General features: G+C 70.1%; 24 protein-coding genes. 13 read left to right on the top strand and 11 right to left on the bottom strand.

Annotated features, from left to right (window positions below; translation table 11 throughout):
- Positions 1-290 precede the first annotated feature (290 nt).
- From NE857_RS01365 to NE857_RS01340, 6 genes are all read right to left on the bottom strand, one after another.
- The gene (locus tag NE857_RS01365) at positions 291-1,013 is read right to left on the bottom strand and encodes a hypothetical protein (RefSeq protein WP_254419418.1); all 723 of its coding nucleotides are present in this window, start codon (positions 1,011-1,013) and stop codon (positions 291-293) included.
- Between the two features lie 300 nt (positions 1,014-1,313).
- Complete coding sequence (locus NE857_RS01360; RefSeq protein WP_254419417.1) at positions 1,314-2,084, bottom strand: hypothetical protein; 771 nt, start codon at positions 2,082-2,084, stop codon at positions 1,314-1,316.
- A gap of 198 nt (positions 2,085-2,282) precedes the next feature.
- Positions 2,283-2,972, bottom strand: coding sequence for a GntR family transcriptional regulator (locus tag NE857_RS01355; protein ID WP_254419416.1), 690 nt, complete (start codon positions 2,970-2,972; stop codon positions 2,283-2,285).
- A 130-nt stretch (positions 2,973-3,102) separates the two neighbouring features.
- Entirely contained in the window at positions 3,103-3,852 is a 750-nt protein-coding gene (locus tag NE857_RS01350; RefSeq protein ID WP_254419415.1) for a maleate cis-trans isomerase family protein, read from the bottom strand.
- Between the two features lie 47 nt (positions 3,853-3,899).
- The gene (locus tag NE857_RS01345) at positions 3,900-4,751 is read right to left on the bottom strand and encodes a maleate cis-trans isomerase family protein (RefSeq protein ID WP_254419414.1); all 852 of its coding nucleotides are present in this window, start codon (positions 4,749-4,751) and stop codon (positions 3,900-3,902) included.
- A gap of 97 nt (positions 4,752-4,848) precedes the next feature.
- Complete coding sequence (locus NE857_RS01340) at positions 4,849-5,331, bottom strand: DUF3830 family protein (protein ID WP_254421835.1); 483 nt, start codon at positions 5,329-5,331, stop codon at positions 4,849-4,851.
- A 357-nt stretch (positions 5,332-5,688) separates the two neighbouring features.
- Here NE857_RS01340 and NE857_RS01335 point away from each other — a divergent pair, with 357 nt between their 5' ends.
- The 8 genes from NE857_RS01335 to NE857_RS01300 all read left to right on the top strand — a co-directional run bounded on the left by NE857_RS01335 (position 5,689) and on the right by NE857_RS01300 (position 13,775).
- Positions 5,689-6,720: a D-2-hydroxyacid dehydrogenase gene (locus NE857_RS01335; protein WP_254419413.1), complete on the top strand. Its 1,032-nt coding sequence runs from the start codon at positions 5,689-5,691 to the stop codon at positions 6,718-6,720.
- Between the two features lie 26 nt (positions 6,721-6,746).
- Entirely contained in the window at positions 6,747-8,276 is a 1,530-nt protein-coding gene (locus NE857_RS01330) for an amidase (protein WP_254419412.1), read from the top strand.
- A 232-nt stretch (positions 8,277-8,508) separates the two neighbouring features.
- On the top strand, positions 8,509-9,180 hold the full coding sequence (locus NE857_RS01325; RefSeq protein WP_184367119.1) for a response regulator: 672 nt from the start codon (positions 8,509-8,511) through the stop codon (positions 9,178-9,180).
- A gap of 262 nt (positions 9,181-9,442) precedes the next feature.
- Positions 9,443-9,829, top strand: a complete 387-nt coding sequence (locus tag NE857_RS01320) for a hypothetical protein (RefSeq protein ID WP_254419411.1) — start codon at positions 9,443-9,445, stop codon at positions 9,827-9,829.
- Positions 9,819-11,501: a sensor histidine kinase gene (locus tag NE857_RS01315; RefSeq protein ID WP_254419410.1), complete on the top strand. Its 1,683-nt coding sequence runs from the start codon at positions 9,819-9,821 to the stop codon at positions 11,499-11,501. The genes NE857_RS01320 and NE857_RS01315 overlap by 11 nt, the downstream gene beginning before the upstream one ends.
- Complete coding sequence (locus NE857_RS01310; RefSeq protein ID WP_184367117.1) at positions 11,498-12,157, top strand: response regulator transcription factor; 660 nt, start codon at positions 11,498-11,500, stop codon at positions 12,155-12,157. The genes NE857_RS01315 and NE857_RS01310 overlap by 4 nt, the downstream gene beginning before the upstream one ends.
- 113 nt (positions 12,158-12,270) lie before the next feature.
- A complete protein-coding gene (locus NE857_RS01305; protein WP_184367116.1) occupies positions 12,271-12,879 on the top strand; it encodes a DUF4956 domain-containing protein in 609 nt (202 codons plus the stop codon).
- Positions 12,876-13,775 carry a polyphosphate polymerase domain-containing protein gene (locus tag NE857_RS01300; protein WP_425572145.1) on the top strand — a complete coding sequence of 300 codons (900 nt, stop codon included), beginning with the start codon at positions 12,876-12,878 and terminating at the stop codon, positions 13,773-13,775. The genes NE857_RS01305 and NE857_RS01300 overlap by 4 nt, the downstream gene beginning before the upstream one ends.
- 282 nt (positions 13,776-14,057) lie before the next feature.
- Here the strand turns inward: NE857_RS01300 and NE857_RS01295 are convergent, their stop codons facing one another.
- Positions 14,058-16,145 carry a heavy metal translocating P-type ATPase gene (locus tag NE857_RS01295; protein WP_254419409.1) on the bottom strand — a complete coding sequence of 696 codons (2,088 nt, stop codon included), beginning with the start codon at positions 16,143-16,145 and terminating at the stop codon, positions 14,058-14,060.
- An 867-nt stretch (positions 16,146-17,012) separates the two neighbouring features.
- Positions 17,013-17,741 (bottom strand): phosphatase PAP2 family protein, encoded by a 729-nt coding sequence (locus NE857_RS01290; protein ID WP_254421833.1) that lies wholly within the window; start codon positions 17,739-17,741, stop codon positions 17,013-17,015.
- A gap of 826 nt (positions 17,742-18,567) precedes the next feature.
- On the opposite strand from NE857_RS01290, the gene NE857_RS01285 reads away from it, so the two are divergent.
- From NE857_RS01285 to NE857_RS01270, 4 genes are all read left to right on the top strand, one after another.
- The gene (locus NE857_RS01285; RefSeq protein ID WP_184367114.1) at positions 18,568-19,245 is read left to right on the top strand and encodes a GntR family transcriptional regulator; all 678 of its coding nucleotides are present in this window, start codon (positions 18,568-18,570) and stop codon (positions 19,243-19,245) included.
- Positions 19,246-19,814: 569 nt separating this feature from the next.
- Positions 19,815-20,915 carry a pyruvate dehydrogenase (acetyl-transferring) E1 component subunit alpha gene (pdhA, locus tag NE857_RS01280; protein WP_184367113.1) on the top strand — a complete coding sequence of 367 codons (1,101 nt, stop codon included), beginning with the start codon at positions 19,815-19,817 and terminating at the stop codon, positions 20,913-20,915.
- Positions 20,916-20,931: 16 nt separating this feature from the next.
- Positions 20,932-21,945 carry an alpha-ketoacid dehydrogenase subunit beta gene (locus NE857_RS01275; RefSeq protein ID WP_184367112.1) on the top strand — a complete coding sequence of 338 codons (1,014 nt, stop codon included), beginning with the start codon at positions 20,932-20,934 and terminating at the stop codon, positions 21,943-21,945.
- Positions 21,946-21,957: 12 nt separating this feature from the next.
- Positions 21,958-23,271 (top strand): dihydrolipoamide acetyltransferase family protein, encoded by a 1,314-nt coding sequence (locus tag NE857_RS01270; RefSeq protein ID WP_254419408.1) that lies wholly within the window; start codon positions 21,958-21,960, stop codon positions 23,269-23,271.
- 112 nt (positions 23,272-23,383) lie between these two features.
- On the opposite strand, the gene NE857_RS01265 is transcribed toward NE857_RS01270, so the two are convergent.
- The 3 genes from NE857_RS01265 to NE857_RS01255 form a co-directional block, all read right to left on the bottom strand.
- Positions 23,384-23,806 (bottom strand): hypothetical protein, encoded by a 423-nt coding sequence (locus NE857_RS01265; protein WP_184367110.1) that lies wholly within the window; start codon positions 23,804-23,806, stop codon positions 23,384-23,386.
- Positions 23,803-24,201, bottom strand: coding sequence for an ATP-binding protein (locus NE857_RS01260; protein ID WP_184372655.1), 399 nt, complete (start codon positions 24,199-24,201; stop codon positions 23,803-23,805). The genes NE857_RS01265 and NE857_RS01260 overlap by 4 nt, the downstream gene beginning before the upstream one ends.
- 235 nt (positions 24,202-24,436) lie before the next feature.
- Entirely contained in the window at positions 24,437-24,952 is a 516-nt protein-coding gene (locus tag NE857_RS01255; RefSeq protein WP_184367109.1) for a hypothetical protein, read from the bottom strand.
- 396 nt (positions 24,953-25,348) lie between these two features.
- Here NE857_RS01255 and NE857_RS01250 point away from each other — a divergent pair, with 396 nt between their 5' ends.
- On the top strand, positions 25,349-26,251 hold the full coding sequence (locus tag NE857_RS01250; protein WP_254419407.1) for a helix-turn-helix domain-containing protein: 903 nt from the start codon (positions 25,349-25,351) through the stop codon (positions 26,249-26,251).
- The last annotated feature ends 3 nt before the right edge of the window (positions 26,252-26,254 follow it).

The following is a 26,254-nucleotide window of genomic DNA, read 5'->3' as shown; positions in this document are numbered from 1 at the left end:
TTCGGACATGGAAAGGGCGCCCCTGGGCCCGGGGAAGGAGGAGAGGGCGCGGCTCCGGGGAAGGGGTCCGCGACAGCCCGCCCGGCCGCGAACCCGCCTTCCTTCCCCGGAGCCGCTGGAGGTGCCTCGGACGGCTGGGGACTCCTCCCGTGCCCCCTGCGCCCCGCCGGAGGCGCGCCGCGAACCCCCACGGTTCCACGGTCGCCTCCGCCTGAGCGGAGCGGCTCACACACCGGCCGAGGCCGCGTGCGCCCGCTCTCAGCGAACGGGGCACGCGGTCCTTGGGCTCCTTAGAGCAGACCGCCGGGCAGGTCGGTGTCCGGGGCCTCGGCGCCGACGAGGCCGGTGTCCACGGCTTCGGGGTCGGCCAGGTCGGACGGAGCGGCGCCGCCGACGACGTCCTCGACTTCCTCGACGCCGGGGGCCTCGGGCAGCTCGACTGCTTCGGTCGCGCCCTCGACGTCAGCCGCCTCGGGGAGCTCGGCGAGGCCGTCGGTCTCAGGCAGGGCGTCGACGACCTCCAGGTCGGTGTCGGTGTCGGTGTCGGTGTCGACACCGTCCAGGACCTGACCCGTCACGGAAGCGGCCTCGAAGGCAACGGCCTCGGCGTCTCCACGGGCCACGGTGACGGCGTAGAGCACGGAGTGGGTGACGCCGCGGGCAGCGGCGGTGTACTCGTCGGTGCTCGGCTCCGGGGCGTTCACCTGGGGGACGGTCGCGTCGACACTGTCGACCTGCTCCTGCGCGGAGTCCGCGACATCGTTCGTGTCGGGCGCGGTGACCTCGGGGGCCTCGGGGAGCTCGACCTGCGGAGCACTGACGTCCGGGTCAGCGGCGCCCGGAGCGGTGATCTTGTTGACCGTGCCCGGGTTGGCGACCTTGTTGACCGTGCCCGGGTTGGCGACGCGGTCGAGGGTGTCCGCGGAGGCCAGACCGCCGCCGAGGGCGACGAAGCCGGCGGTGGTGGCGGCGATCAGCAGGGTCCGGGCCGAGGTACGGGTGTTGTCGAACATGGGAGTCCTCAAAGTCGGTGTTCGGTCGTTCGTGTGTGGCCCGGCCGGAAGTCCTCGCTGGGGACGGACGGTGCCAGGGGTCTCCCGGCCGGGATTCTCAGTCAGTGGTCCGACGGGCCGCCGACTGACGTGAACTCCGCTTCTGCCACCGGGTACGCCTGTGGGGCGGGCCTCGGGAGAGCGGGGCTCACGACAGTCCCCAGGGCGTCCGGGCGGTCACTCGCGAAGAGGCGAGGGGCCGGGGCTGGGCGGAGCGTGCGTGGGCCGGACGTCGCGCTGCGGCGACAGGAAGAGGACCCGCTAGTCGGGTGCGAAGGTCGGCTCGTCCGCGGCGGCGCTGGGGACCGCGCGCAGGAAGTGCCGGGCGGCCTGGTCGAGGCCGGGCGTCGGCGCGGGAAGGCCGACGCGGGAGGGGGAGTTCGCGCAGGTGGGGCCGGTGGCCGTACCGGTGTGCGCGGAGGCGTTGGAGGACGCCGTGCGCTCGGCCGGGTCGGCGTCCGATGTGGTCGCGTCGGCGGTCGCGGACGCGGCGGGCTCGGCCGGGTCACCGGTTTCGGGGAGGCCGTCCAGCACGTGCGGGCCCTCGTGGACCTGCACGGCGGTGTCGGGCTCCGGCTCGGCTTCCTCAGCCGGAGCAGTGGTCCGCTGGGGGACGCTTTCCTGGTCAGGCGCGGTCACCGGAGTCTTGTCGGTGCCGACCGGACCGGTGGCGGCGACGGTGTCGTCGATGTGCCCGCCGACCTCGGTGGTGACCTCGTCGAGAGTGGTGCCCAGGGCCTGGTGCACCGGTTCCACGGCCTCGGCGGCCGGTTCCGGTACGACCGGCTCCAGCGCCGACTCTGGCGGAGCGAGTGTGTCCCCGCCCTGTTCGGCGGTCTCCGCCAGGCCGGTGTCACCGGCCAAGGGAAGGTCCTCGGCCTCCGCGGCCTGCGCGGAGGCGGCCCCGAGGAGCCAGAGGGCCACCAGGGCACCGCACAGCAGACCGAGTAGCACCAGGGTGCGCCGGACCGGGGCGGACAGCACGGCGGGGCGCGCGCCGGAGGCGTTCGCGAAGCCGTGGAGTGCGGTCACCGTGGGTCCTTAGCGGAGTTCCGTCAGAGGTTCGTGCGGTTGGGGTCCGAAATAGCCTTTCCTAGCCGCCCGAAAAGGACGCTAGCACGAAATACCCACCGGCACGCAACCCGTACGGCGCAATTCCCCGCATCGATTTATCGACCCCGGTACGAGGTTCCGTCAATGGCGGCCACCCGCAATGAGCGGTGACCGGTCTCAGATCTCGGAACCGAGCTCCGGGGCCGGGGACTCGGCGTTGATCCGGGCGACGGTGTCGACCATGTGCGACTCGATCAGCTCCAGCAGCCGCTCCTCGGCGCCCTCCACGATCGCGTCCAGGATGCGCCGGTGCTCGTCCAGGAGCTCCTGGGGCTCGGGGTAGACGTCCTGCATCACGGTCAGGCACATCCGGGTCTCCACCAGCAGGGTCTGGGCCATGCGCTCCAGGCGTGAGTTGCCCGCGCAGCTGACCAGGGTCTGGTGGAACTCCTGGTCGGCGTCGCTCATCGCGGTCCGGTCGCCGCTGGCGGCGGCCTCGGCCAGCCGGTCCACCGCGGGGGTGAGGCGGGCCAGGGCCTCACCGCGGTTACCGCGCATGATCAGCTCGCAGGCGGCGCGTTCCACCGCGAGGCGGGCCACGTAGACGTCCCGGACGTCGTCGGGGGTCAGCTCGCACACGAACAGGCCCCTGTGCCGTTCGCTGCGGAGCAGGCCCTCCTGGACCAGGCGCTGCATGGCCTCGCGGAGCGGGCCCCGGCTGACCCCCAGCTGCCCCGCCAGTTCGGCCTCGCCGAGCTGGTCCCCGGGGGCGAGGGAGCCGTACATGATCGCGGACCTCAGCTGGTCGGCGATCAGCTCGGCGGTGGACCGCCGGGGGACGGGTCTGAGCTGACCAGGGGCTGACATGGAGGTTCCCTTTCTTCGGAACTACTGGTTCGGAACTACTGGTTCGGAACTACTGGTTCGTCTTCGGAAGCGACGGGGTGCGGCGGACGCGGCACGACTGTGACGAACCGGGCGCGGGCTGGCCCCGAGGTTAACCGGCGGCGAAGGCGCTCCGGACCACGGAGGCCCCGGAACGCAAGAGCGTGCCCGGGCCGGGCCTGGCCTGGCACTGACCGGCGAGCCGGAGCCCCTCCCAGACGCTCACCTGATTGGCGGTGAGCACGGTCTTGCCCAGCAGGGCCTCCATCGGTTCGATGAGGTCCGCGCTGTGCAGGGCGGTGTCCGGGACCAGGACGGCCTCGGCTCTGGGGTGGTCGTTGGAGATGACGAAGTCGAGCGCGTCGTCCGGGTCGAGGCCGCCCACCTCGGCGGCGGTGGCGATGCCGTGGCTGGCCAGGGACAGCACGGTGACGCCCGCCGCGGTGAGGAACTCCACGAAGCGCCGGGCGACGTCGTCCGGGTAGGTGGCGGCGATCGCGACCCGGGAGATCCGCAACTGGGCCAGGGCGTGCACGAAGGCGAAGGATGTGCTGGAACTCGGCACCCCCGTCACGTCCCGCACGCCCTGGACCTGGCGCCGGGCACCCTCCCAGCCGAACACGAAGCTTCCGCTCGTGCAGGCCCAGACCGCGGAGTCGACCTCCAGGGCGGCGAGCTCCCGCGCCCCCTCGGCGAGCACGGCCTCGCTGCCGACGTCCAGCAGGGCGTCCACCCGGTGGGCGTCCTCGCGCATGAGGGTGTGCACCACGGGGAGTTCGACCTCCCCGCCGAGCAGTTCGGCGAAGGTCTTGTAGTCGTTCTCGGCGCTGTGGCCGGGGTACAGGATTCCGACACGGGTCATGGTTCTCCTCGTCGCGGTTCGAGGCGCTGGCGCCCTCCGGGCGGTGGTCACGCGGCGCTGGGCGCCGCGACGTCGATCAGGCTCTGTCCGTGGGCCACGGCCCGGCGGTCTGCGGCCCGCAGCAGGCCCCACATGGTGACCTGGTTGGCCGCTATCACCGGTTTACCCAGTTCCCGTTCCAGCGGCGCGATGATGTCGTAGGTGAGGACGTTGGTGCAGCTGATGTACACGGCCTGCGCGTCCGGGCGGTCGGCTTCGTGCACCGCGCGGGCGACGTCGGCGTAGGTGACCTTCCAGATGTGACTGAGCAGGCCGAGGCCGACGCTGGAGGTGACCGCCACTTCGTGTTCGGCAAGGTAGTCGAGCAAGCGGTCGGTGACGCTGTCCACGTACGGGGTCACCACCGCGATCCGGTCCGCCCCCAGGGTCTCCAGGGCGCGGATCAGCGCTCCGGAGGTGGTGACGGCGGCCGGTGCGCCCGCGGCCAGCATGGTCCGGTGGAGTTCGCGTTCGCCCGCCGCGCCGTGGACGAAGCTGCCCGAGGCGCAGGCGTAGCCGACAGCACGGGGTTCGGGGGCCAGGAGCGCGCGGACCGCCCTGGTCACGCTCTTGCCCTTGCTGAGGGCGGCGGCCTGGTCGACCGTCACCGGAACGTGCACGTACGGCAGGCGAGTGACGTGCAGCGAAACGTCGTCGGGCGCCCAGCGCCACAGTTCGCGGTCGAGCGCGAAGTCGTAGGGCGCGATCACGCCGATACCCGCCTGCCACGGGGTCCGTGTGGCCGCCGCCAGTTCGACGACCTCGTGTGCGGCGGCCTGTTCGGGTACGGGCGCACCCGCCGCGTGGAGTGCGGCTTCCAGGCCGTGCTCGTGGGCCGGCCGGTTTCCCTCGTTCCGCATCGGTCACTCACCTCCCAGTGCTGTTGACAGTGCTGTGCTTTCGGGCTTCGGACTCGCGGGCTTCGGGGCTTACGGGCTTGGGGGCGGGCGCGCCCGGTCAGCGCTCGAGCCGCTCGTACAGGAGGCGCTCACCGACACTGCCGGAGCGCCAGACGTCGTTGCAGGCCTCGGCCATGGCGGGGAGGTTCTCGACGACGGTGGCGAACACGTTGCCGGGCACCCAGCCCACGTCGCCGTTGAGCAGGAGGTTGTTGCGGCCGTAGAAGAGGGCGAGGTCGATGACGCCGGGCAGGTGGTCGATGCCCTTGTCCTCCTTGAAGGAGCGGTCGAGCATGCCCCCGTCGAAGGAGAAGTAGACGATGTCGCCGGGGATCGGGGTGACGGTGGGGTTCTCCTGGCCGGGTTCGGGGTCGGCGAACCTCGGGACCATCGTGTAGACCTCGTTGCGCGCGTACTTGGCGTGCTGGACGGCGTCACCTTGCGGGAGGGCTTTCCACACCGCCTCGCAGGTGCGGGGCGCGTCCTTGTCGAGCAGCTCCGCCACGCAGGAGACCCCGCGTTTGGCGAGTGTGACGGTCATGTAGCGGGGCAAGTGCCCTCCCTTCGAGTGCTGGTCCATCGACGGGATTTCCACGGGTTCCGCTGAGGCTCCCGGGTCCCCGTGGGCTTCTGGGTCACGGGAATGTTGATTGTCGACAATCTTACGATTAACCCGCCAGGGGCGGCAATAGACCTCGGGGGGTACGGGTATCCCGCCAGTGTCGGGGCAGCCCCACATGCACCTTTAGCCGGAAACAGTCGTTTTGTGGATTGTTGACAATCCCATGTCGGCTCCCTAGCGTTTCCCGTGCAGGGCGGAACCACCCCTCGACGGCAGGATGAAGAACAAGGCCAGAGCGCCGAGATCAGAGCACCGCCGCAACCGGAAAGCGCGCCCGTGAACAGTTCCACCGCCACCCCGTCCGCGCCCGACCGTCCCCGTCTCCTCGTTCTCCGAGGGGACGACCTCCCGCCGGGGCACGAACGCATCGACGACCACCCCGGGCTCGGAGAGGTCGTCTACGCCACCGCCGACGAACTCTCCGCCAAGCTTCCGGGCACGGACGCCCTGCTGGTGTGGGACCTGTTCACCGAGGCCCTCTCCGACTCCTGGGCCAAGGCCGACTCCCTGCGCTGGGTGCACGCCGCCACCACGGGCGTCGACAACCTGATGTTCCCCGGGCTGGTGGACAGTGACGCGGTCGTCACCAACTCGCGCGGCGTCTTCGACGAGCACATCGCCGAGTACGTCCTGGGGCTGGTGATCTCCTTCGCCAAGGACTTCCACCGCACCTGGGAGTACCAGCACGACCGGCTGTGGAAGCACCGCGAGACCGAACGGGTGACGGGCAAACGCGCCCTCGTCGTCGGTACCGGCCCCATCGGCCGCGCGATCACCCGCAAGCTCCAGGCCGTCGGCGTGCAGGTGCGCGGCTCGGGCAGCCGCGCCCGCGACGGCGACCCCGACTTCGGCTCCGTCGCCGAGTCCACCCTGGCCGAGCGAGCCCGGGGCGGCGGGAACACCCTGCACACCGAGGTCCCCGAGGCCGACTACGTGGTCATCGCGGCCCCGCTCACCGAGGCCACCCACGGCCTGGTCGACCGGCACTTCCTCGACCTCATGAAGCCCACCGCGCGGCTGATCAACATCGCCCGCGGCCCGATTGTCGTCCAGTCCGACCTGGTCGCCGCCCTGGACCGGGGCTCGATCGCCGGTGCGGCACTGGACGTCTTCGAAAGGGAACCGCTCAAGGCCGTCAACCCCCTGTGGGGCCTGCCGGGCTCCGTCGTCTCTCCGCACATGTCCGGTGACGTGGTCGGTTGGCGGGAGGACCTGGTGGAGCTGTTCCTGGACAACCTCGCCCGCTACCTGGACGGGCGTGAACTGCGCAATGTCGTGGACAAGAGCCGGGGCTACGTACCCGGCTGACCCCTCGCGTGACTTGGGAGGCTGAAGTGACGATCCGTTCCGACCGGGCCGAGACCGACAACGCTGGTGCGGCCGTCGGTACGGCCGAAGGCTCCACCGGAGCCGACGGGGGTGCCGCGCGCGGCGCCCCGTCGGCGCGCACGGGAGACCCCGTGACCCCGGCCGACCTGTCCGCCGAAGAACTCCTGCACGCCTACTCCACCGGGGAGCTCTCCCCGGTGGAGGCGGTGGAGGCGGTGCTCGACCGCATCGAGCAGGACAACCCCGCGTTGAACGCCTTCTGCCTGGTGCGCCCCGAGGAGGCGCGCGAGGCGGCCCGGGCCTCCGCCGAACGGTGGCGGCGCGGCGAACCGGTCGGAAAGCTGGACGGGGTGCCCGCCTCCGTCAAGGACATCCACCTGACGAAGGGGTGGCCCACCCTCAAGGGGTCGGTGGCCGCCTCCCAGGAGGGCCCGTGGGACGAGGACTCCCCGGTGGTGGCCCGGATGCGCGAGCACGGGGCGGTGTTCGTCGGCAAGACCACCACCCCCGAGCTGGCCTGGAAGGGTGTCACCGACAACCCGCTCACCGGGATCACGCGCAACCCGTGGGACCTGTCCACCACGCCCGGCGGCTCCAGCGGGGGTTCGGCGGCGGCGGTGGCGGCCGGGATGGGCCCGCTGTCCACCGGCACCGACGGGGGCGGGTCCATCCGCATCCCGGCGAGTTTCACCGGGGTCTGCGGGATCAAGCCCACCTGGGGGCTGGTCCCGCACTACCCCGCGAGCCCGTTCGGGTCGCTGGCGCACACCGGGCCGATAGCCCGGACCGTGGGCGACATGGCGCTGATGCTGGACGTGATCAGCGGCTTCGACGCCCGGGACTGGATGGCGCTGCCCACCCCGGGCCCCGGCCTGGCCGAGGCGGGCCGCGGTGCCGACCCCGCGGAGCTGGTCCGCGGGCTGCGGATCGCCTACAGCCCCACACTGGGCGGGCAGCACGTGGACCCGGAGGTGGCCCGCGCGGTCGCCGAGGCGGTGCGCGTGTTCGAGTCGCTGGGCGCCAAGGTGGAGGAGGCCGATCCGGGGCTGCCGGAGTCCGTGGACGAGTTCCACGTGCTCTGGTACTCGGGCGCGGCCAAGGCCACCGAGAAGCTCACCGCGCGGGACCGGGACCTGCAGGACCCGGGGCTGCGGGCGATCATCGAGGAGGGGCTGACCTACTCGGCGCAGGACTACCTGACCGCGATGGCACTGCGGATGGCGATGGGCGCCCAGATGGGACGCTTCCACGAGACCTACGACCTGCTGCTCACCCCGACCATGCCGATGGTGGCCTTCGAGGCCGGACTGGAGTCGCCGCCGGAGCTGGCCGGGCGGCGGTGGACGTCCTGGGCCGGGTTCAGCTACCCCTTCAACATGACCCAGCAGCCCGCGGCGAGCATTCCGTGCGGGTTCAGCGGCTCGGGGCTGCCGATCGGCCTTCAGGTGGTGGGCCCCCGCCACTCCGACGAGCGCGTGCTGCGGGCCTGCCGGGCCTTCGAACTCGCCCGGCCCTGGGCGTCTCGGCGGCCCTGAGGGCTTCACACAACGCGATTTCTCGGTGACGGGATGGTGACGATGCGGCGACAGTAGTCACATCCCCACCAGCCGTGAACAGGCACTTTGCTCCCCGGGCAGGAATTTTGTCCGTTTCCAGGACTTTTGCCCGGGGAGTTCAGTGCCTTAAGACCCCCGCGGGGCCCCGCACAGGCGTTAACGTCTTCATCGGAGTGGTGTCACGCGCGCGATGTGGGATGAGGGAGGACCGATGACCGGTGGTGGGGCCGAGGGTGCTCGGAAACAGATCAGGGTCTTCCTCGTCGACGACCACGAGGTCGTCCGGCGCGGTGTGGCCGCGCTGCTGGAGACCGAGGACGACATGACCGTCGTCGGTGAGGCCGGAACCGCAGAACAGGCGCTGTCGCGGATCCCCGTCGTCCTGCCCGACGTCGCCGTACTGGACGTGCGGCTGCCGGGCGGTTCGGGCGTGCAGGTGTGCCGGGAGATCCGGTCCGACCACCCCGAGATCGCCTGCCTGATGCTCACGTCCTTCGCCGACGAGGACGCCCTCTACGACGCCGTCATGGCCGGGGCCGCCGGGTACGTGCTCAAGCAGATCCACGGCGCCGACCTGGTCGGCGCGGTCCGCACGGTCGCCGCGGGCGGTTCCCTGCTGGACTCGGGCAGCACCGGGGCGATGCTGGAGCGGCTGCGCGGCGCCCAGGCCGAGCCGGACCCGCTGGCCGAGCTGACCCCGCAGGAACGGCAGATCCTCGACCTCATCGGCGAGGGCATGACCAACCGGCAGATCGGCGAGCGGCTGTACCTGGCGGAGAAGACCGTGAAGAACTACGTGTCGGCGCTGCTGGCCAAGCTGGACCTCAAGCGCCGCACCCAGGCCGCCGTCCTGGTCGCCGAACTCCGCGGCCGCCGCTACTGAGACCCGTTCTGGTTTCTGCTGATCTCATCCCCGATGATCTTGCTACCAGAAGCAAGTTCGACGCCGATTTCGCTCCTGGTAGCAAGGTCATCTTCAGGAGGGGGCGGGTGACCAGCGCGTCCATCGGGATCGTCCAGACGCGCAGACGCCGTGAGGCTCCGTCGGGCCGCTCCCCTCGATGACGGGGTCCACCTGCGAGAATGAAGACTTCCTCATGTCCGCTTCATCCGGACGCCGTCTTCCTCGGACAAGCTCGTCAGTTATGAGATCACCTCTGGTGCCGCCGGTTCTCGGGGCGCTGACGGTCGTGCTGGTCGCGGCCGCCGCCCTGGTCTGGGCGGTGTTCCTGCGCGCTCCCGACCCGGTCCCCGCCTCGGAGGTGGTGGTCGGTGAGTCCACCGATGACGCCACCGCCGGGCCCACCGATGACGGCCTGGTCGAACCGCCGCCGCCCGTTACCGACCGGGGCGGTGCCGGGAGCCCGTCCGCGGAGCCCTCGCCCGAACCCGAGCCCGCACCGACGGGGTTCCCCTTCGACTGCCTCGACGAGAACGTGAACCACGAGGCCTGGGGTGAGGACGAGTGGGACGACTGGTGGGACGACTGTTTGGACGCGCGGTACGAGAACGGGGACGACGATGACGACTGACCGCCCCCGGGGCGGAGGCGGTGCCGAGGGTGCTGACGGCGCCGATCCCGACGCCACCACCGTGCCCGTTCCGCCCGGCCGTTCCAGACCCGCAGGCGCGGCTTCCGGCCCCGAGGGCCCCTCGGGGCGTACCTCGCTCTTTCCCACGATGGTCATCCGCGGGCCGCAGCCCGAGCTCCCCCAGCGCCGACGGGTGCCCGCACGGCTGCTCATCATGGTGTGGGTCGTACTGCTCATGACCGCCGTCCTCGTGCTGGTCAACGTCGTCACCTGGAGCGCCCTGACCGCCCGGACCGACGAGCGGGTCGATCGCGCCCTGGCCCAGGAGACCGCCGAATTCCAGGAGTTCGCGGCGGTCGGGGTGGACCCGGGCACCGGGCAGGCCTTCACCGACGTCGCCTCCCTCATCCGGGTCCACCTGGAGCGCCAGTACCCCGATGACTCCGAGATCCTCTTTGGCTGGGTGGACGAGCCCGACGAGAGCGCTCAGGAACAGACCGCCTCGCGTGGCGGGCGGGGCATGGCCCAAACCGACACCGGGCGTATCCGGCAGGGGCAGGAACCGCCCTACGACCTGTCCGCCGATCCGGAGACGGTCGAGGCGGTCCTGGGCGCCGACGACGCCCGGGGCGCACTGGACACCCCCGCCGGGCCGGTCGAGTGGGAGAAGGTCCGCGTACTCCCACCGGGTGGAGAAGGCACGGCGGGGTGGTTCGTGATCGGCTACTTCACCGCTCAGGACGACCAAACCACGTCCGGGACCATGAGCACCCTGGCCCTGGTCAGCGGCCTGGGGCTGCTCGCCGCCGGCACCGCCGCCTGGTGGGTGGCCGGCCGCATCCTCGCCCCGGTCCGGCTGGTCCGGCAGACCGCCGCGGAGATCTCCGAGGAGGACCTCACCCAGCGCATCGAGGTGTCCGGCCGGGACGACATCGCGGCCCTGGCCGAGCAGTTCAACAGCATGCTGGACCGGCTGGAGGGCGCGTTCACCGAGCAGCGCCGCTTCGTCGACGACGCCGGACACGAACTGCGCACCCCCATCACCATCGTGCGCGGCCAGCTGGAGCTCATGGGCGACGACCCCGGGGAGCGCCGGGAGGTGGTCCGGCTGGTCACCGACGAACTGGACCGGATGGGCCGCATCGTCGAGGACCTGCTGCTGCTCGCCAAGGCCCAGCAGCCCGACTTCGTCCGCCCCGAACCCGTCTCCCTGGCCGAGCTCACCAGCGACATCGATGCCAAGGTCCGCCAGCTGGGCGACCGGGACTGGCGGCTGGAGGGCCTGGCCGAGGAGACCGTGCGGCTGGACCCGCAGCGCGTCACCCAGGCCATGGTGCAGCTCGCGGCCAACGCCGTGCGGCACACCGCGCCCGGGTCGACCCTGCGCACGGGTTCGCGGGTCAGCGGTGCCGAGGTGCGGCTGTGGGTGTCCGACCAGGGCCCCGGCATCCCCGCCGAGGAGCACGGACGCGTCTTCGAACGCTTCTCCCGGGGCGGGCGCACCGCGCGCGGTGACCGCGGCGCCGGGCTGGGCCTGGCCATCGTCCGGGCGATCGCCGAGGCCCACCACGGCCGGGTGGACCTGCGCTCGGCCCCCGGGGCGGGCTCCACCTTCACCCTGGTCCTCCCCCTGTCCCCCGTTGACGGACGCGTTGGAAGGGAACACCTGTGAGCCGGGTACTCATCGTCGAGGACGAGGAGCGGATCGCCTCGTTCGTGCGCAAGGGCCTGACCGCCAGCGGGTTCACCACCACGGTGGTGGGCACCGGAGCGGAGGCCGTGGACTACGCGGTCACCGGCGGGTTCGACCTGATGCTGCTGGACCTGGGCCTGCCGGACACCGACGGCTTCGACGTGCTGCGCCGGGTGCGCTCCCTGGGCGTGGACGTCCCCGTGGTGATCCTGACCGCCCGGGACGGGGTGCGCGACACCGTGACCGGGCTGGAGATCGGCGCCGACGACTACGTCACCAAGCCGTTCCGGTTCGAGGAGCTGCTGGCCCGGGTGCGGCTGCGGATACGCACCGAGCGCACCGCCGACCCCACGGTACTGCGCGCGGGCGGGCTGTCCCTGGACCTGCGCACCCGCCGGGTGGCGGTGGGCGGGGACTCCATCGACCTCACCGCCCGGGAGTTCGCCCTGCTGGAGCTGCTCATACGGCACCAGGGGCAGGTGATGACCCGGCAGCAGATGCTCTCGCACGTGTGGGGCTACGACTACGACCCGGGCTCCAACGTGGTGGACGTGTTCGTGCGCGCGCTGCGCCGCAAGGTGGGTTCGGAGCGCATCGTGACGGTGCGGGGCATGGGGTACCGGCTGACCGGGTGAGCTGGCCGGGGCTGAGTGACCGGGCGTCCGGGTGACAGCCCCGCCATCCGAAGATGAACGTTCCCTCATGGAAGGCTCATGAAGGCCTCACCCCGGCCTTCCACGATGGTCACATGTTCTTCTTCGCGTTGGCGGTCGACCTGACCGCTATCACGGTGTTGTCCTACGCCCTCTACTTCCGCAGGCACGGCCGGCGGGACCTGGTGCTCGCCTACGTGGCGCTCAACGTCGGCATCTTCGCCGTGGTCTCCATGCTGGCCCAGCAGGAGGTGGGCCTGGCGGTCGGCTTCGGGCTGTTCGGGGTGCTGTCGATCCTGCGGCTGCGCTCGGACCTGATCAGTCAGGGCGAGATCGGCTATTACTTCGTGGCGATCGCCCTCGGTCTGGTGAACGCGGTGGCCGCTCCGATGCCGTGGCTCGTGGTGGGGCTGAACGCCCTGCTGCTGTCCGCCCTGTACCTGGCCGGGCACCCGAAACTGTTGGCCCGCACGCAGCGGCGGATCATGACGCTGGACGTCGTGCACGAGGACCCGGTGGCACTCCGGCAGGACCTGGAGGGGCGGCTGCGCGGACGGGTGCGGCACGTGGACGTCACGGAGGTGGACTACGTGCGTGACCTGATGGTGGTGGACGTGCGCTTCCAGGAGCCGAAGCTGGCCGAGGTGCCGGGCACGGCGGCCGAGCGCCGTCAGCCCATGCCCGCCTGGTGGGGTGCCCGTTGAGCCTCGACCTCTCCCCCGGACTCACCGGCGCCGCCACCGGCCCGGGTCCGAGGACCGCGCCGGAGGCCGTGCCGGTAAGCGCTGTGGGCCGCCCGGCTGAGGGACCGCCCGGCCTGGAACGACTGCGGCCCGTGTCCCTGGCCGAGATCAACGAGCGCGCCGCCCTGGTCACCCGCACCTGCCGCAAGTACCTGCTCCCCGCCGAGCTGGTGCCCGCCCTCTTCGCGGGGGCGGAGGGCGGGTTCGGGGTACTGGAGATCGGCGGCCGTACCTCCTTCCTGTACTCCTCCACCTACCTGGACACCCCGGACCTGCGGACCTTCCACGACCACCGGCAGGGGCGGCGGCTGCGCTACAAGGTGCGCACCCGCACCTACGTGGACACCGGGACGAGGATGTTCGAGGTGAAGCTGAAGGGTGCGCGCGGGATCACCGACAAGGTGCGGACCGAACTCCCGATGGACGCCCCCGTGGACCGGTTGACCTGGCGGACCCGGGACTTCCTGGACCGCTCCCTGAGCCGCTGCCGCCTGGACCCGCCGGACGTCCTGCTGCCCGCCGCCGTGACCGACTACCGCCGGACCACGGTGGTGGCCCTGTCCGGCGAGGAGCGGGTGACCGTGGACCACGACCTGGTCGGCTACCGGGGCGGCTGGGAGGTGCGGATGCGCCCGGACACGGTGCTGCTGGAGGTCAAGACCCGGGGCGGGCTGACCACGACGGAGCGGCGGCTGCACGAGCTCGGGGTTCGCGAGGCGCGGTTCAGCAAGTACGCGGCAGCGCTGGCCGCCCTCGAACCGCGGCTGCGCGGTAACCGCTGGCACCGGGCGATGGGCCGCTGCATGAACCCTCCGGTCCCCTCTTTCGGCTACGAAAGCGCAGTTCACGCCGGTTAGCGGCACGCCGGAAGTTTCACGTGAAACATCCGGTACCGGTTTCGCACCCGGCCCTGACCGGAGAAAGCAAGCGGCCGCCGCCTCGTAACCGGTCGAGGCGGCGGCCTTTCGCCGTGAGCCCTCTCCCGCTACAAGAGGGAGACCACGGCACCACAATGGTTGCACCCCGTACCCCCCAGGTCCAGACCGGCAGAGCCGCCCCCATGTCCTGGGGGCCGCCTGGCTCGACCCGCAGGCCGGGCCGGACACCGTCCCGGACCACGGCTGAGGCCCGCGGTCCCGTCAGTCGGCGGGGCGCAGGTCCAGGCTCCGCAGGAGCTGGGCGTTGAGGGCGACGATGATGGTGGACAGGCTCATCAGCACCGCACCCACCGCGGGGGCGAGCACGATACCGATCGGGGCCAGTACACCGGCGGCCAGCGGGACGGCGGCGATGTTGTACCCGGCGGCCCACACGAGGTTCTGGATCATCTTCCGGTAGCCCGCTCGGGAGAGCTTGCGGACGGAGACGACTCCGCGCGGGTCGTCCGAGGCCAGGACCACCCCGGCGGACTCGATGGCCACGTCGGTTCCGGCGCCGATGGCGATGCCGACGTCCGCACGGGCCAGGGCGGGGGCGTCGTTGACCCCGTCGCCGACCATGGCGACCCGGTGCCCCCGGTCCTGGAGGTCGCGGACCACGGCGTCCTTCTGGTCCGGCAGGACCTGGGCGAACACCTCGTCCAGGCCGAGCTCGGCGGCCACGGTGTCGGCGACGTTGCGGGCGTCGCCGGTCACCATCGCCACGCGCACGCCCTGGGCCTGGAGCTGGCGGACGGCCGAGGCCGACTCGGGCCGGACCTCGTCGGCCAGGGCCAGCGCCCCTGCCACGGCACCGTCGGCGACCACGTGCAGGACGGTGGCTCCCTGGTCCCGCCAGGGTCCGGTGCTCCGGGCCAGGTCGGCGGGTTCGGTGACGCCGAGGGAGTCCAGGAGCGCGGGACCGCCCACGTACACCGCGGTCCCGTCGACGGTGGCCTGGACCCCGTGCCCGGTCAGGGAGCGGAAGCCGGCGGCCTCGGGCACCGGGCCCGCCTCGGCGGCGGCCCGGACGATCGCCTTGGCCAGCGGGTGCTCGGAGTCGGACTCCACAGCCCCGGCCAGGGCGAGGACGCTCTCGACGGAGCGGCCTTCGGCCGCGGCGGTGCCGGTGACGGCCGGGGCGCCCTTGGTCAGGGTGCCGGTCTTGTCGAAGAGCACCGTGTCCACGAGGCGGGTGCGCTCCAGGGCCAGCCGGTCCTTGACCAGGATGCCGTTGCGCGCGGACAGCGCAGTGGAGATCGCGATGACCAGCGGGATGGCCAGCCCCAGCGCGTGGGGGCAGGCGATGACCAGCACGGTGACGGTCCGCTCGACCGCCTGGCTGCCGTCGCCGAGCAGCAGGCCCCAGACCACGGCGGTGATCACGGCGGCGGTCAGCGCGAACCAGAAGAGCAGGGCGGCGGCCCGGTCGGCCAGCGCCTGTGAACGCGACTTGGACTCCTGGGCCTCGCTGACGAGGCGCTGGATCCCGGCGAGGGCGGTGTCGTCGCCGACCGCGTCCACCCGGACCCGGACGGAGGAGTCGGTGGCCACGGTCCCGGCGACCACCCGGTCGCCCTCGGCACGACTGACGGTGCGGGACTCGCCGGTGATCATGGACTCGTCCACGGCCGCGCTGCCCCGGACCACGGTGCCGTCGGCGGGGACCCGGCCCCCGGAGCGGACCAGGACGGTGTCCCCGGTACGGAGTTCGGCGACGGGGACCTCCTCGATCCCGCCGTCGGGGCCGACGCGTTCGGCACGGTCCGGCAGCAGGGCGGCGAGGGCTTCCAGGGCGCCGGAGGCCTGACCGAGGGCGCGCATCTCCAGCCAGTGCCCGAGGAGCATCACCACGACCAGCAGGACCAGCTCCCACCAGAAGTCGAGTTCCGTGCCGACCACCCCGAAGGTGGCGAGCATGCTCGACCCGAAGGCGACGGTGATCGCCATCGCGACCAGGGTCATCATCCCGGGCCTGCGGGCGCGCAGCTCACCGGGGACCCCGGCGAGGAAGGGCCAGCCGCCGTAGAGGAAGACGACGGTGCCCAGGACCGGCGGCACCCAGGTGAGGCCTTCGGGGACGTGGTAGCCGAGCCAACCGGCGATCATGTGGCTGGTGAAGACCACGGGCACGCTGAGCAGCAGACTCCACCAGAACCGGTTGCGGAACATGGCGGCGTGGTCCCCGTGTCCGCCGTGGCCACTGTGTCCGCCGTGGTCTTGGTGGCTTCCGTGACCCTGATGCTCCCCGTGATCCTCGTTTCCTCCCTCTGTCGTGGTGCCGTGGTCCCCGTGCTGTCCTGCGCTCATGTCGTACTCCCCTCCACATCCGAAAATACCCGTATGGGGTATCTGACACGTGGACGCCGCCCCTGTCCGCGCGCCCTCTTCAACAGATATACCCCCTAGGGGTATATCTGACAACCCCAGAGGCCTGCCCCGGAATCGGGTAGGCGGGTCGGGTCACCCGACCCGCCTCCCACACCACCAGGCATGCGGGCCCGCACCTGGCGGTTCGTCAAGCCGTCTCAGACGACGACCGGCCCGGCCATCAAGGCCCGGACCCATGGATCCAGCTCTTGGGAACTGCGCCGTGGCCGCCTACGCACCAGCATGAAGCAGCTCTGAGGGAATGCACCCTCTCCGCCCCACGGTGGACCGGCTCTCAGACCGGCTTACAGCGATCATTACGACCCAACCGAGCAAGCCCCCTCCTTCTGCTCCACTCGACGTTCAGCCCTTCCTGACCTGCCGGTCAGTACTATGGCCTCTGCTGACTTCTGCCTGGTCAGACCCACCCTTGCGAGCGGACCCGTCGGCGCAGCGACAACTCAGCAAACCGACACCCAGACAGACCTCCCCGGATAAGAACAGCCACTTTCCCCCTACGCCTGCCGTGTTTACACCCCGACCGTCTTGACGGTGACGGGCTTCGCCATCCGTGGCTGGCTCACCCCGGTCGGACTGCCTCATACACGGTTCGTGTTCCTCAGTGCAGGGTTTCGCCTCGGGCTTCCTTCCGACCCCACCTCGCGATGACGCCGTTGCCTCCGGCTCGCGGTTGGCACCATCTCCTCCCGCAAGGGACTTTCACCCTCAAGCAACTGCCCATGCCGGGCGTACCACAAGGAACGCCCGCCGGGATTCCCCGGCGGGCGTACTTCTGTGGATTTTCGACTAGCCTCTGACCTGGGCGGAGTCCTCGGACTCCCTGCCGTACCAGGGCCACCACTGGACGGTGTGCCCGTGCGGGATCATCCGGTCCAGGCGAATCGTGAGCCTGAGTGCGAACCCGCCCGCGATCATCCCGGCCACCAGGTCCGTGAACCAGTGGAAGTGCAGGTAGATCGAGACGGTCGACTGCAGGAGCGCGATGCACACGATGCAGTAGGCCAGTCGTTTGATGATGTGCGGCCGGGCCGCGCCGAACCTGATGATGAGGAACAGCACCAGGCCGTAGATGAGGATCGCGTTGGCCCCGTGCCCGGAGGGGAAGGCGACGTTGCCCGCCCCGGCGAAGAAGTCGGGGTCGTAGTGCTTGGCGTGGCCCCGGTTGAACAGCAGCTTCATCACGGAGACCATCGACATCATCCCGAAGACGCCGCCCGCCCCCAGGATGATCGGTCTCCAGCTGCGGTGCCAGTAGGCGAGTTGGAGCGTGGTCACCCCCAGGACCGGCAGGGCCACGTAACGGGAGGCCACGTTGTCCGGCCAGAAGATGAGCGGCTCGCGCAGCACGTCCCAGTAGGGCCGGTGCAGCTCGTTCAGGAAGTTGTCGACCGGGTGCAGCGGCCCCGCGGCCAGCATCGTCATGACGATCAGCGCCACGAAGAGCATGATCGCGATCCGGTCCGAGGCGAGCCCCCACGCGATCTCGCTCACACTCGGCCATCTGACCGCGCGCACGACGGGCGGCCCCGGGTCGATTTCCTTGACCCGAACCACGGGGATGGGGCCGCTGTACGGGCCGGGCTCGGGCGTGCGCCGTTCCTCTGGCACGTGCGACCTCTCCGCCCCCCGTGACGCTGTCACGTGGGGCGTTGTCGTCTGTCTGGACCGCGCATGCCGGGTCCGCGAAGAATGCGTCATGTGCTCAGTGCTGTCTCACACGTCGTGGGCTTGCCTGTGGCACTGCTGAGGCGTGGGGGACGGGCTAGCCGCGGTTGTTGGGACTGGTCCTGACGTCATCGGGGCCGACACGGGTGTTGGTGATACGGGCGTTGGCAACGTACCGAGGGGGATCTCCCCACACCCCTTCGACGGTCGAACCTTCGGGCTGGTTCACGGTGGTCGTGGCCGGCCGCCGGACAGGTTCGGTATCCGAGGTTCGGAACTGGTCGGCAGTGGCGTCTGCGTTGGCGCTCGCTACCATTCAAGTGCTGTCAGCGCAGGTCAGGGCGCTTTCGTTGGGCCATCACCGTGACGTGGGTAACTCTCCGTACGGCTTTGGGTGGTTATCGCCAACATGCGAGCCTACCCGGACACTTGCCCTCATTGGTGGTTTCGCGGGTCAAGTGTGACTCTTCTACCTCGGACTTTGCCCGAAGCCCACGCCGGAGACCCGTGCCTTTCACCGGGACGCGACCGGTTCGTGAGGGTTCCGTTAGCGCTTCGAGGCCGACCGTCCGGCCGACCCGCTCGCGTGTGGCACTCTTCAAGGAGCTTGTCAGACGCTGGAGTGTGTCGACTCGTGTGCTGGTCGCGCACGGGTCGGGAAACGGAAGGGCCCTGGATGGTCGACCTCCCACAGTTGCCGGACGACCCCTCGAAGCTGGCCCGTGAGCCACTGAGGGAGCAGATCCGGCAGGTACTGGTAGAGGGTCTGCTGTCCGGGCGGTGGCAGCCCGGCGAACGCATCGTGGAACGCAGGATCGCGACGGAGCTGCGGGTCAGCCAGGCTCCGGTCCGCGAAGCGCTCCGCGAGCTGGAGACGCTGCGCCTCATCGAGACCGTGCCGAACAAGGGGGCCAGGGTCAGGGCCTTCGGGGTCCAGGACATGGCGGAGATCTACCCCGTCCGCGCCGGTCTAGAGCTGGTCGCCGCCCAGTTGGCCGCTCCGCGCCTGGCCGAGGACGCCTCCTCGCTCGAACGCGAGGTGGAGGCGCTGCAACGCGCCACCGCGCAGGGTGACGTCACCGAGCAGATCAAGCACAGCGTGGAGTTCCACCGCGAGGTCGTGCGGGCGGCGGACAACAGCGTGCTGCTGCACACCTGGGAGTCCCTGGGCGTCGAGGTGTGGACGGCGCTGTCCGTGCGCTGGCTCAACATGGAGCTGCACGCCAAGGCCGCCGACCACGCGCAGATCACACGGGCTTTCCGCGAGGGCGATCCGGCCGCGGGCCAGATGCTCAGCGACCACGTCCTGAACTACGTCGAGGCCGCGCTGAAGACGCACGAGGGCAGTCGGTAACCGCCTCCCGGACACGCCGACCGGGCCCCTGCCGGACTCCGCATCCACCACGTGCATCTCGCACACCTTCACCGGCCTCCCGCGCACCGCGGGAGGTCTTTTCGCACCCCCGACCCGGGCCAGCCGCGTTATCACCTGGTGCTTTGCACCAAAGTTCGGGTATCTCCCGTAAAGTTGTATTGATCGATCATCGATCAGACCGTAGAGTGTGCGCGACACACGTCACATCAACACGCGTGTACCCCCTGGTGGCACGGGGTCGTTCAGCCGGCCGGTGAACGAACTCGGGCGACCTCCCGGCGGATGCTTACGGCACCCCAGACCGGGAAGCAATGCCGTCAAGGGTTTCGGCGTGACAACTGCACACGTGACCCGACTCGCTTCGCGTCCGCAACCGGGCCCCGCCACGGCCCCAGCGGACGCGCCCCGAAACAGCCACACGTGCCGCCGCCGATGAGCCCGGCGGCGGCACACGCCCAGGCCGCGCCCGACAGCGGGGCCAGGGCGGGCCCCGTCATCCGGCCCACAGGCCGGAGCGACGGGACTCCGCGCACGTAGAAAGGCACACCATGGCTGACACGGCCAAGCCGAAGGGCGGCACCGCCCGGGGCTCCGCGTCCCGGCGCCGGAGCCGTAAGGACACGGCTCTGGGCAACGAGAAGCCGGAGACCCTCCTCGACTACTACCGCCAGATGCTCTTCATCCGACGCTTCGAGGAGCGCACCGGACAGGCCTACACCCAGGCCCGCATCGGCGGTTACTGCCACCTCAACCTCGGCGAGGAAGCCACCGTCGTCGGTCTGATGGACGCCCTGCAGGAGCGCGACTACCTGTTCACGAACTACCGTGACCACGGGTACGCGATCGGCAAGGGCATGGACCCCAAGCGGGTCATGGCCGAGCTCTACGGGCGCGTCGACGGCGTGTCCAAGGGCTGGGGCGGCTCCATGCACATGTACGACACCCAGACCCGCATGCTCGGCGGCTACGGCATCGTCGGCGGTCAGCTCCCGCTGGCCACCGGTGCGGCGCTGGCCGTCACCTACCGCGGCGGCGACGAGGTCGTCATGTGTCAGATGGGCGACGGCACCACCAACATCGGCGCCTGGCACGAGTCCCTCAACATCGCCAAGCTGTGGAACCTGCCGGTCGTCTTCGTGGTGATCAACAACTTCACCGGCATGGGCACCACCGTGGAGATGTCCTCCGCCGAGCCCGAGCTGTACAAGCGCGGCGCCGCCTTCCGCATCGAGGGCGAGCGCGTCGACGGCCGTGACGTCCTCGCCGTCCGCGACACCGCCACCCGGCTGGTCGAGCGCGCCCGCGAGGAGCAGACGCCGTTCCTGCTGGAGGCCTGGAGCTACCGGCAGAAGGGCCACTCCGTCGTGGACCCGGCCAAGTACCGCACCGACGAGCAGCGCGACGAGGCCCGCTCCGAGGAGAACGACCCGATCGCGCTCTTCGACGCCAAGCTGGCCAAGGCCGGGATCCTCACCGACGACCTGCGCGAGGAGATCGCCGCCTCGGTCAAGGCCGAGGTGACCGAGGCCGCCGACTTCGCGGAGAACAGCCCGAAGCCGGACGTGTCCACGCTCTTCGACTACACCTACGCCACCCCGGTGCCGAACGAGTCGCGGCGTATGCCCGCCGACCCGGTGTTCGCGGAATAGGGAAGGAACCACTCACATGTCCGTGATCACCTATCGCCAGGCCCTGCGGGACACCCTCCGGGCCGAGATGGTGCGCGACGAGAACGTCCTCGTGATCGGCGAGGAGATCGGCGTCTTCGAGGGCTCCTACAAGATCACCGAGGGGCTCCTCAAGGAGTTCGGCCCCCGGCGGGTCAAGGACACCCCGATCGCCGAGGAGGGCTTCGTCGGTGCCGCCGTCGGTGCCGCCATGCTGGGCCTGCGCCCGGTCGTGGAGCTGATGACGATCAACTTCTCGCTGATCGCCATCGACCAGATCATCAACCACGCCGCTAAGATCTACGGGATGTTCGGCGGTCAGACCAGCGTTCCCATGGTCATCCGCACCCCCGGTGGCGGCGGCCAGCAGCTCGGCGCGACGCACTCGCAGAACATCGAGCTGTTCTACTCCTTCATCCCCGGCCTCAAGGTGATGGCGCCCAGCACCCCGGCCGAGGCCTCCTCGATGCTGCGCGCGGCCATCCGCGACGACGACCCGGTGCTGTTCCTGGAGAACCTGGGTCTGTACAACTCCAAGGGCGAGGTCCCCGAGGACTACGCCGAGCCGGAGAACAGCAACGTCGCCACGATCGGCCGTGCCGCCGTGACCCGCGAGGGCAGCGACATCACGCTGATCGGCTACTCCCGGATGGCCATGGTCGCCACCCAGGTCGCCGAGAAGCTGGCCGAAGAGGACATCAGCGTCGAGGTCGTGGACCTGCGCAGCCTGCGCCCCCTCGACCGGCAGACCTTCGTGGACTCGGTCAAGAAGACCGGTGCCGCGGTGATCTGCGAGGACGACTGGCTCACCTACGGGATCGGCGCGGAGATCGCCGCCTCGATCCAGGAGGGGGCCTTCGACTACCTGGACGCCCCGGTGCGCCGGGTGGCCATGGCGGAGGTGCCGATGCCCTACGCCAAGCCGCTGGAGACCGCCGCCCTGCCGTCGGTCGAGTCGATCAGCACCGTGATCAAGGAAACCCTGAGCGCCGTCGGCAAACGGGTCGGGTAGAGGGAGTAGTCAATGAGCGAGATCCACATGCCGCGCCTCTCCGACACCATGGAGGAGGGCGTCATCTCCACCTGGGTGAAGAAGGTGGGGGACAAGGTCGCCTCCGGTGACGTGCTGGTCGAGATCGAGACCGACAAGGCCGTCATGGAGTACGAGGCCTACGAGGACGGTTACCTCGTCAAGCAGAACGTCTCCGAGGGCGACACCGTGCCGATCGGTGAGGTCATCGGTCTCATCGGCGACTCCCCGGACGCGGTGCCCGAGGACTCGGGGTCCTCCGACGCTCCGGCCGCGCAGGAGAAGGAGGAGCCCAAGGACGAGGAGCCCAAGGGCGAGGAGAAGGAGGAGAGCAAGCCCGCCGAGGCCGCTCCCGCCGCCTCCGCCGCCGAGGGCGACTCCTCCGGCGAGCGCCCCCGTACCTCTCCGCTGGCCCGCAGGCTGGCCAAGGAGTACGGCCTGGACATCACCAAGATCAAGGGCTCCGGCCCCAAGGGCCGGATCGTGCGCGCCGACATCGAGGCCGCCGCCAAGGACGGCTCCGCCGCGCACGACGCTCCGGCCGCCGAGAAGAGCGCTCCCTCGACTTCGGCCGTTCCGGCTCCCGCCGCCCAGTCCGCCTCGACCCAGGACGACGTCCGGGGCTCCGAGGAGGTCAAGACCAGCAACGTGCGCAAGGTGATCGCGCGCCGTCTGACCGAGAGCAAGCAGACGGTTCCGCACTTCTACCTGCGCCGCGCGATCGACGCCGAGGGCCTCAAGGCCTTCCGCGCCCAGATCAACGAGCAGCTGTCCAGCACGGGCGTGAAGATCAGCTTCAACGACCTGATCGTCAAGGCCTGCGCCACCGCGCTCAAGCTGCACCCGGAGGTCAACACCTCCTGGATCAACGACACCCTGGTCCAGCACCACCGGATCAACGTCGGTGTCGCGGTCGCCGTGGACGCCGGTCTGGTCGTGCCGGTGCTGCACGACACCGACAAGGCGACCCTGTCGGAGATCTCCACCCGCACGCGCGAGCTCGCGGGCAAGGCCCGGGACAACAAGCTCAAGCCGCAGGAGATGAGCGGCGGCACGTTCAGCGTGTCCAACCTGGGCATGTTCGGCATGGACAGCTTCTCCGCGGTGATCAACCCGCCGGAGGCCGCCATCCTCGCCGTCGGTGCCATGCGCCCGGAGGCCGTGGTCGTGGACGGTGAGGTCGCCGTGCGCAACCGCATCGCCCTGGAGCTGTCGGTCGACCACCGCGCGGTCGACGGTGCCGTCGGTGCGGCCTTCCTCAAGGAGCTCGCCGAGATCCTCGAAGAGCCCATGCGGATCATCCTGTAACACCTGCTGTACGACGCCCCTTGCCTGACGCCCCGGCCGGAAGCACTTTCCGGCCGGGGCGTTCTGCATTACCAGAAGTTATCCACACCCTGTGGACAAATCTCCACGATCCCTACATGAGCAGTGCGGTGACGTGGCTGACCACCATTCCGGCGGCCAGGGCCATGCCGAAGGTCAGGGTCGAGGCCGCCCAGTCACTGCGCCACCAGCGCGGGGCCCGGTGGCGGCCGCGGGGCCTGCGGGGCGGGAACGGGTCGTCGGGTTCGGTCTCCCAGCGCCTGGCCTGCCTGGCCTTGCGTTCGGCGTGTTCGCGGCGGTCCTTGTCGACGGCCATCCATTCGGGGACGGCGCCGTTCTTGAGCCGGTGGGCGACTTTGGGGTTGCCCACCATCTGCCGGAGCAGGCGCTGCTCGCGCTCGGCGAAGGTCTCCGGGGCCATCGTCACCCGGCGGGGTGACGGTGCGGGGGTCCGGGTGAACCTCTGGCCTCGAGGCGCCTCCAACACCGACCGAACCCTCATCTGGGTGCTGGTCACCGCTCACCACCGCCCAGGAGGAACTCGGCCCACACCGCCGTACCCAGGTCGGCACAGAAGGGGAACGGCACCACCGGGTAAGCGCCCCACCTCACCGCCAGCATCTCCACCATCAACAGACCCCGGCCACGCTCGGCGCTCAGCCACTCCTGTTCGGTGCGGTCGGTCGGGATCTGCGGGGCGGATTCCCGGGCTCCGTCGTCCACGACCACCAGGCGCAGCACACCGGGCTCGGACTCGAACAGCGCACGCAGGACCCGGCCGCCGGAATCGCCCGAGAGCGTGTGCTCGATCGCGTTGGCCACGAGCTCGCTCGCGCACAGCGTGAGCGTTTCGACCAGGTCTTCCCCGAACCCGGCCAGGTCGGCGCGCAGGTCCGCGCGCACCGTGCTCATCCGGGGCAGCTGTCCCGGGTAAATCCGCGCCCGCCAGCGGGCAGGGCTCAGGTGAGGCACAATGGACATGTCGACAACTCGCTTTCTTTACAGATCTGCTTGTCGGCCTGCTCTGGGGGTGTTTGCCGCACCCGCCAGAGCTTTGTCTTGAGTACTGCTGATGGTCCGCGCGCCCGCCGGACTTGAGGAACCGGTGCCGCAGCGGGCACGCGGGGCTTTGAGGGTGGTCCGGGCTCTAGTTACCGGTCGGGTTCGTCCCCTGGATGCGGTGCCCGAGCAGTCGGAGGAGTTCGCGGCGGGTAGGTGCGGTGATGCGCTCCCAGCGGTCGCCCTCGCCCGTCCAGTCGAAAGGGCGCCGGGCCACGTAGATCTCGTGGGGTGCGGCGCCCTCGATAGTCAGGTTCCACTGCTTGTAGAGCAACGGACACAGGATGCGCTCGGGGACGGGCAGCTCGTCTTCACAGGACAGGTTCGCCTCGGAGGATGTCGGCAGGCTTGCCCCATCACCCCCGACCGGCCTGAGCGCGTGAGTCGGGTCGGGGTGCTCGGAGATGGCCTGGTCAACGATGAGGGTGGCCAGCTCTGCGTCGGCTTCCTCGCGGGCGATCCGCAGTGCTTCCCGGATCAGGGGGAGCCGGTTGCGCAGAGTGTGGGCATGCCACTCCGCCAGCTGTGAGGCGGTCAGGTGCGCGGGCGGATGCAGGGCTTCGTCGAGGACGGTGAGCAGGTCCCTGGTGTAGATGTCGTGCATCAGAGCGCCGCCCCCAGCCGACGTAGCCAGGACAGGACAACCTGAAGGATCTCCAGGGGCGCGGTGTCCAATGGCCGCCGAGGTGCCGGGATCAGCGGAGGCCGAGCCGAGCGAGCGGGCCGCGCTTCGGAGTGGAAGGGCAGGTTCGCGGCGAAAGCACGCACACGCCCAGCCCTGCGGGGGCGACGGCGACACATCAGCTCGGCCGTGCGATAGCGCACATAGGTCAGCTCAGACAGGTTCAAGCAACGCGGCATAGCGCGGCTCCTGGTGTTCGGATGCCGGGTGGGAAGTCCAGCGGGAACGAATACATGCCCCATACTGACTCCGTCAGACTGACACGTCAATAGGACACTGTCAGACTGACCCAAATGCCCACTTCTGAGTAGGAGCTTTATGATCCAGAAAGCGGAGCACCCCGAACCAGAGAAGGCAGAAGCCCCCGTGGCACCACCGAACCAGCCCAGCATCGAGCGCCGCCGTTTGGCCGTCGAACTGCGCAGTCTGCGCGAGGGCACAGGGATGACCACCGAGGAGGCCAGGACTGCACTCGGATGGTCGTCAGGACGCCTCAACCACATGGAGGGCGGGCGTCATTCCATTCCAGACGCGTCGGGACTGCGCGCTCTACTGGACCTCTACAAGGTCACCGATGCCAGCCGAAGAGAGGCGCTGGAAGCACTCCGCAAGGAGGCCAAAGCCCGGCCGTGGTGGCGAGACTACGAGGACGTCCTCACCGATGGCTTCCTCGGGTGGGAAGCCCGCGCACGACGCATCTTCGCCTACCACCCGATCGTGGTTCCCGGCCTGCTACAGACACCGGAGTACGCAGCCGCATCCGCACGAGCATCTCTGGCCCGCACCGAGGAGGAGATCGGACGTATTGTCGCCGCTCGCATGAAGCGGCAGGAACAAGTGCTCGGACGTTCGGATGCGCCCGAGTTCCGATGCGTTCTCGACGAAGCCGTCCTGCTGCGCTTGGCCGCGCTGCCAACTGAACTGGCCCAGGGACAGCTTCGCCACCTGCTGGACACAGCCACCACTGTGAATACCGTAAGTCTGTTGGTGCTGCCCATAAGCGTTGGCCTGCACGGCTGTCTCCATGGCTCGACAGTGCTGCTTGAGTACGACGACGAGCGGGACCCTCCGATCGTGTACCTCGAAACACGGAGCCGGGGCACCTACGTGACCGGCCCAGCCCAGGTGGCGGACTACCGCCTTGCTCTGGATGACGTGACCGCAGACGCCTTGTCAAAGAGCGCCAGTATCGACTTGCTCAAGAACCTGATCACCGACTAGAAG

It is taken from the genome of Nocardiopsis exhalans, assembly GCF_024134545.1.
In the GTDB taxonomy this organism is placed as follows: domain Bacteria; phylum Actinomycetota; class Actinomycetes; order Streptosporangiales; family Streptosporangiaceae; genus Nocardiopsis; species Nocardiopsis exhalans.
Note: the sequence above shows the minus strand (reverse complement) of the source record. Positions and strands in the feature narration are given on the sequence as shown.

Excerpts from the sequence above, each read along its gene's own strand:
- NE857_RS01325 (WP_184367119.1), top strand. The coding sequence starts at position 8,509 with ATGACCGGTGGTGGGGCCGAGGGTGCTCGGAAACAGATCAGGGTCTTC.
- NE857_RS01345 (WP_254419414.1), bottom strand. The coding sequence starts at position 4,751 with ATGCGGAACGAGGGAAACCGGCCGGCCCACGAGCACGGCCTGGAAGCC.
- NE857_RS01355 (WP_254419416.1), bottom strand. The coding sequence starts at position 2,972 with ATGTCAGCCCCTGGTCAGCTCAGACCCGTCCCCCGGCGGTCCACCGCC.
- NE857_RS01350 (WP_254419415.1), bottom strand. The coding sequence starts at position 3,852 with ATGACCCGTGTCGGAATCCTGTACCCCGGCCACAGCGCCGAGAACGAC.
- NE857_RS01315 (WP_254419410.1), top strand. The coding sequence starts at position 9,819 with ATGACGACTGACCGCCCCCGGGGCGGAGGCGGTGCCGAGGGTGCTGAC.
- NE857_RS01270 (WP_254419408.1), top strand. The coding sequence starts at position 21,958 with ATGAGCGAGATCCACATGCCGCGCCTCTCCGACACCATGGAGGAGGGC.
- NE857_RS01295 (WP_254419409.1), bottom strand. The coding sequence starts at position 16,145 with ATGAGCGCAGGACAGCACGGGGACCACGGCACCACGACAGAGGGAGGA.
- NE857_RS01305 (WP_184367116.1), top strand. The coding sequence starts at position 12,271 with ATGTTCTTCTTCGCGTTGGCGGTCGACCTGACCGCTATCACGGTGTTG.
- NE857_RS01365 (WP_254419418.1), bottom strand. The coding sequence starts at position 1,013 with ATGTTCGACAACACCCGTACCTCGGCCCGGACCCTGCTGATCGCCGCC.
- NE857_RS01250 (WP_254419407.1), top strand. The coding sequence starts at position 25,349 with ATGATCCAGAAAGCGGAGCACCCCGAACCAGAGAAGGCAGAAGCCCCC.
- pdhA (WP_184367113.1), top strand. The coding sequence starts at position 19,815 with ATGGCTGACACGGCCAAGCCGAAGGGCGGCACCGCCCGGGGCTCCGCG.
- NE857_RS01320 (WP_254419411.1), top strand. The coding sequence starts at position 9,443 with ATGAGATCACCTCTGGTGCCGCCGGTTCTCGGGGCGCTGACGGTCGTG.
- NE857_RS01340 (WP_254421835.1), bottom strand. The coding sequence starts at position 5,331 with ATGACCGTCACACTCGCCAAACGCGGGGTCTCCTGCGTGGCGGAGCTG.
- NE857_RS01275 (WP_184367112.1), top strand. The coding sequence starts at position 20,932 with ATGTCCGTGATCACCTATCGCCAGGCCCTGCGGGACACCCTCCGGGCC.
- NE857_RS01285 (WP_184367114.1), top strand. The coding sequence starts at position 18,568 with ATGGTCGACCTCCCACAGTTGCCGGACGACCCCTCGAAGCTGGCCCGT.
- NE857_RS01260 (WP_184372655.1), bottom strand. The coding sequence starts at position 24,201 with ATGAGCACGGTGCGCGCGGACCTGCGCGCCGACCTGGCCGGGTTCGGG.
- NE857_RS01255 (WP_184367109.1), bottom strand. The coding sequence starts at position 24,952 with ATGCACGACATCTACACCAGGGACCTGCTCACCGTCCTCGACGAAGCC.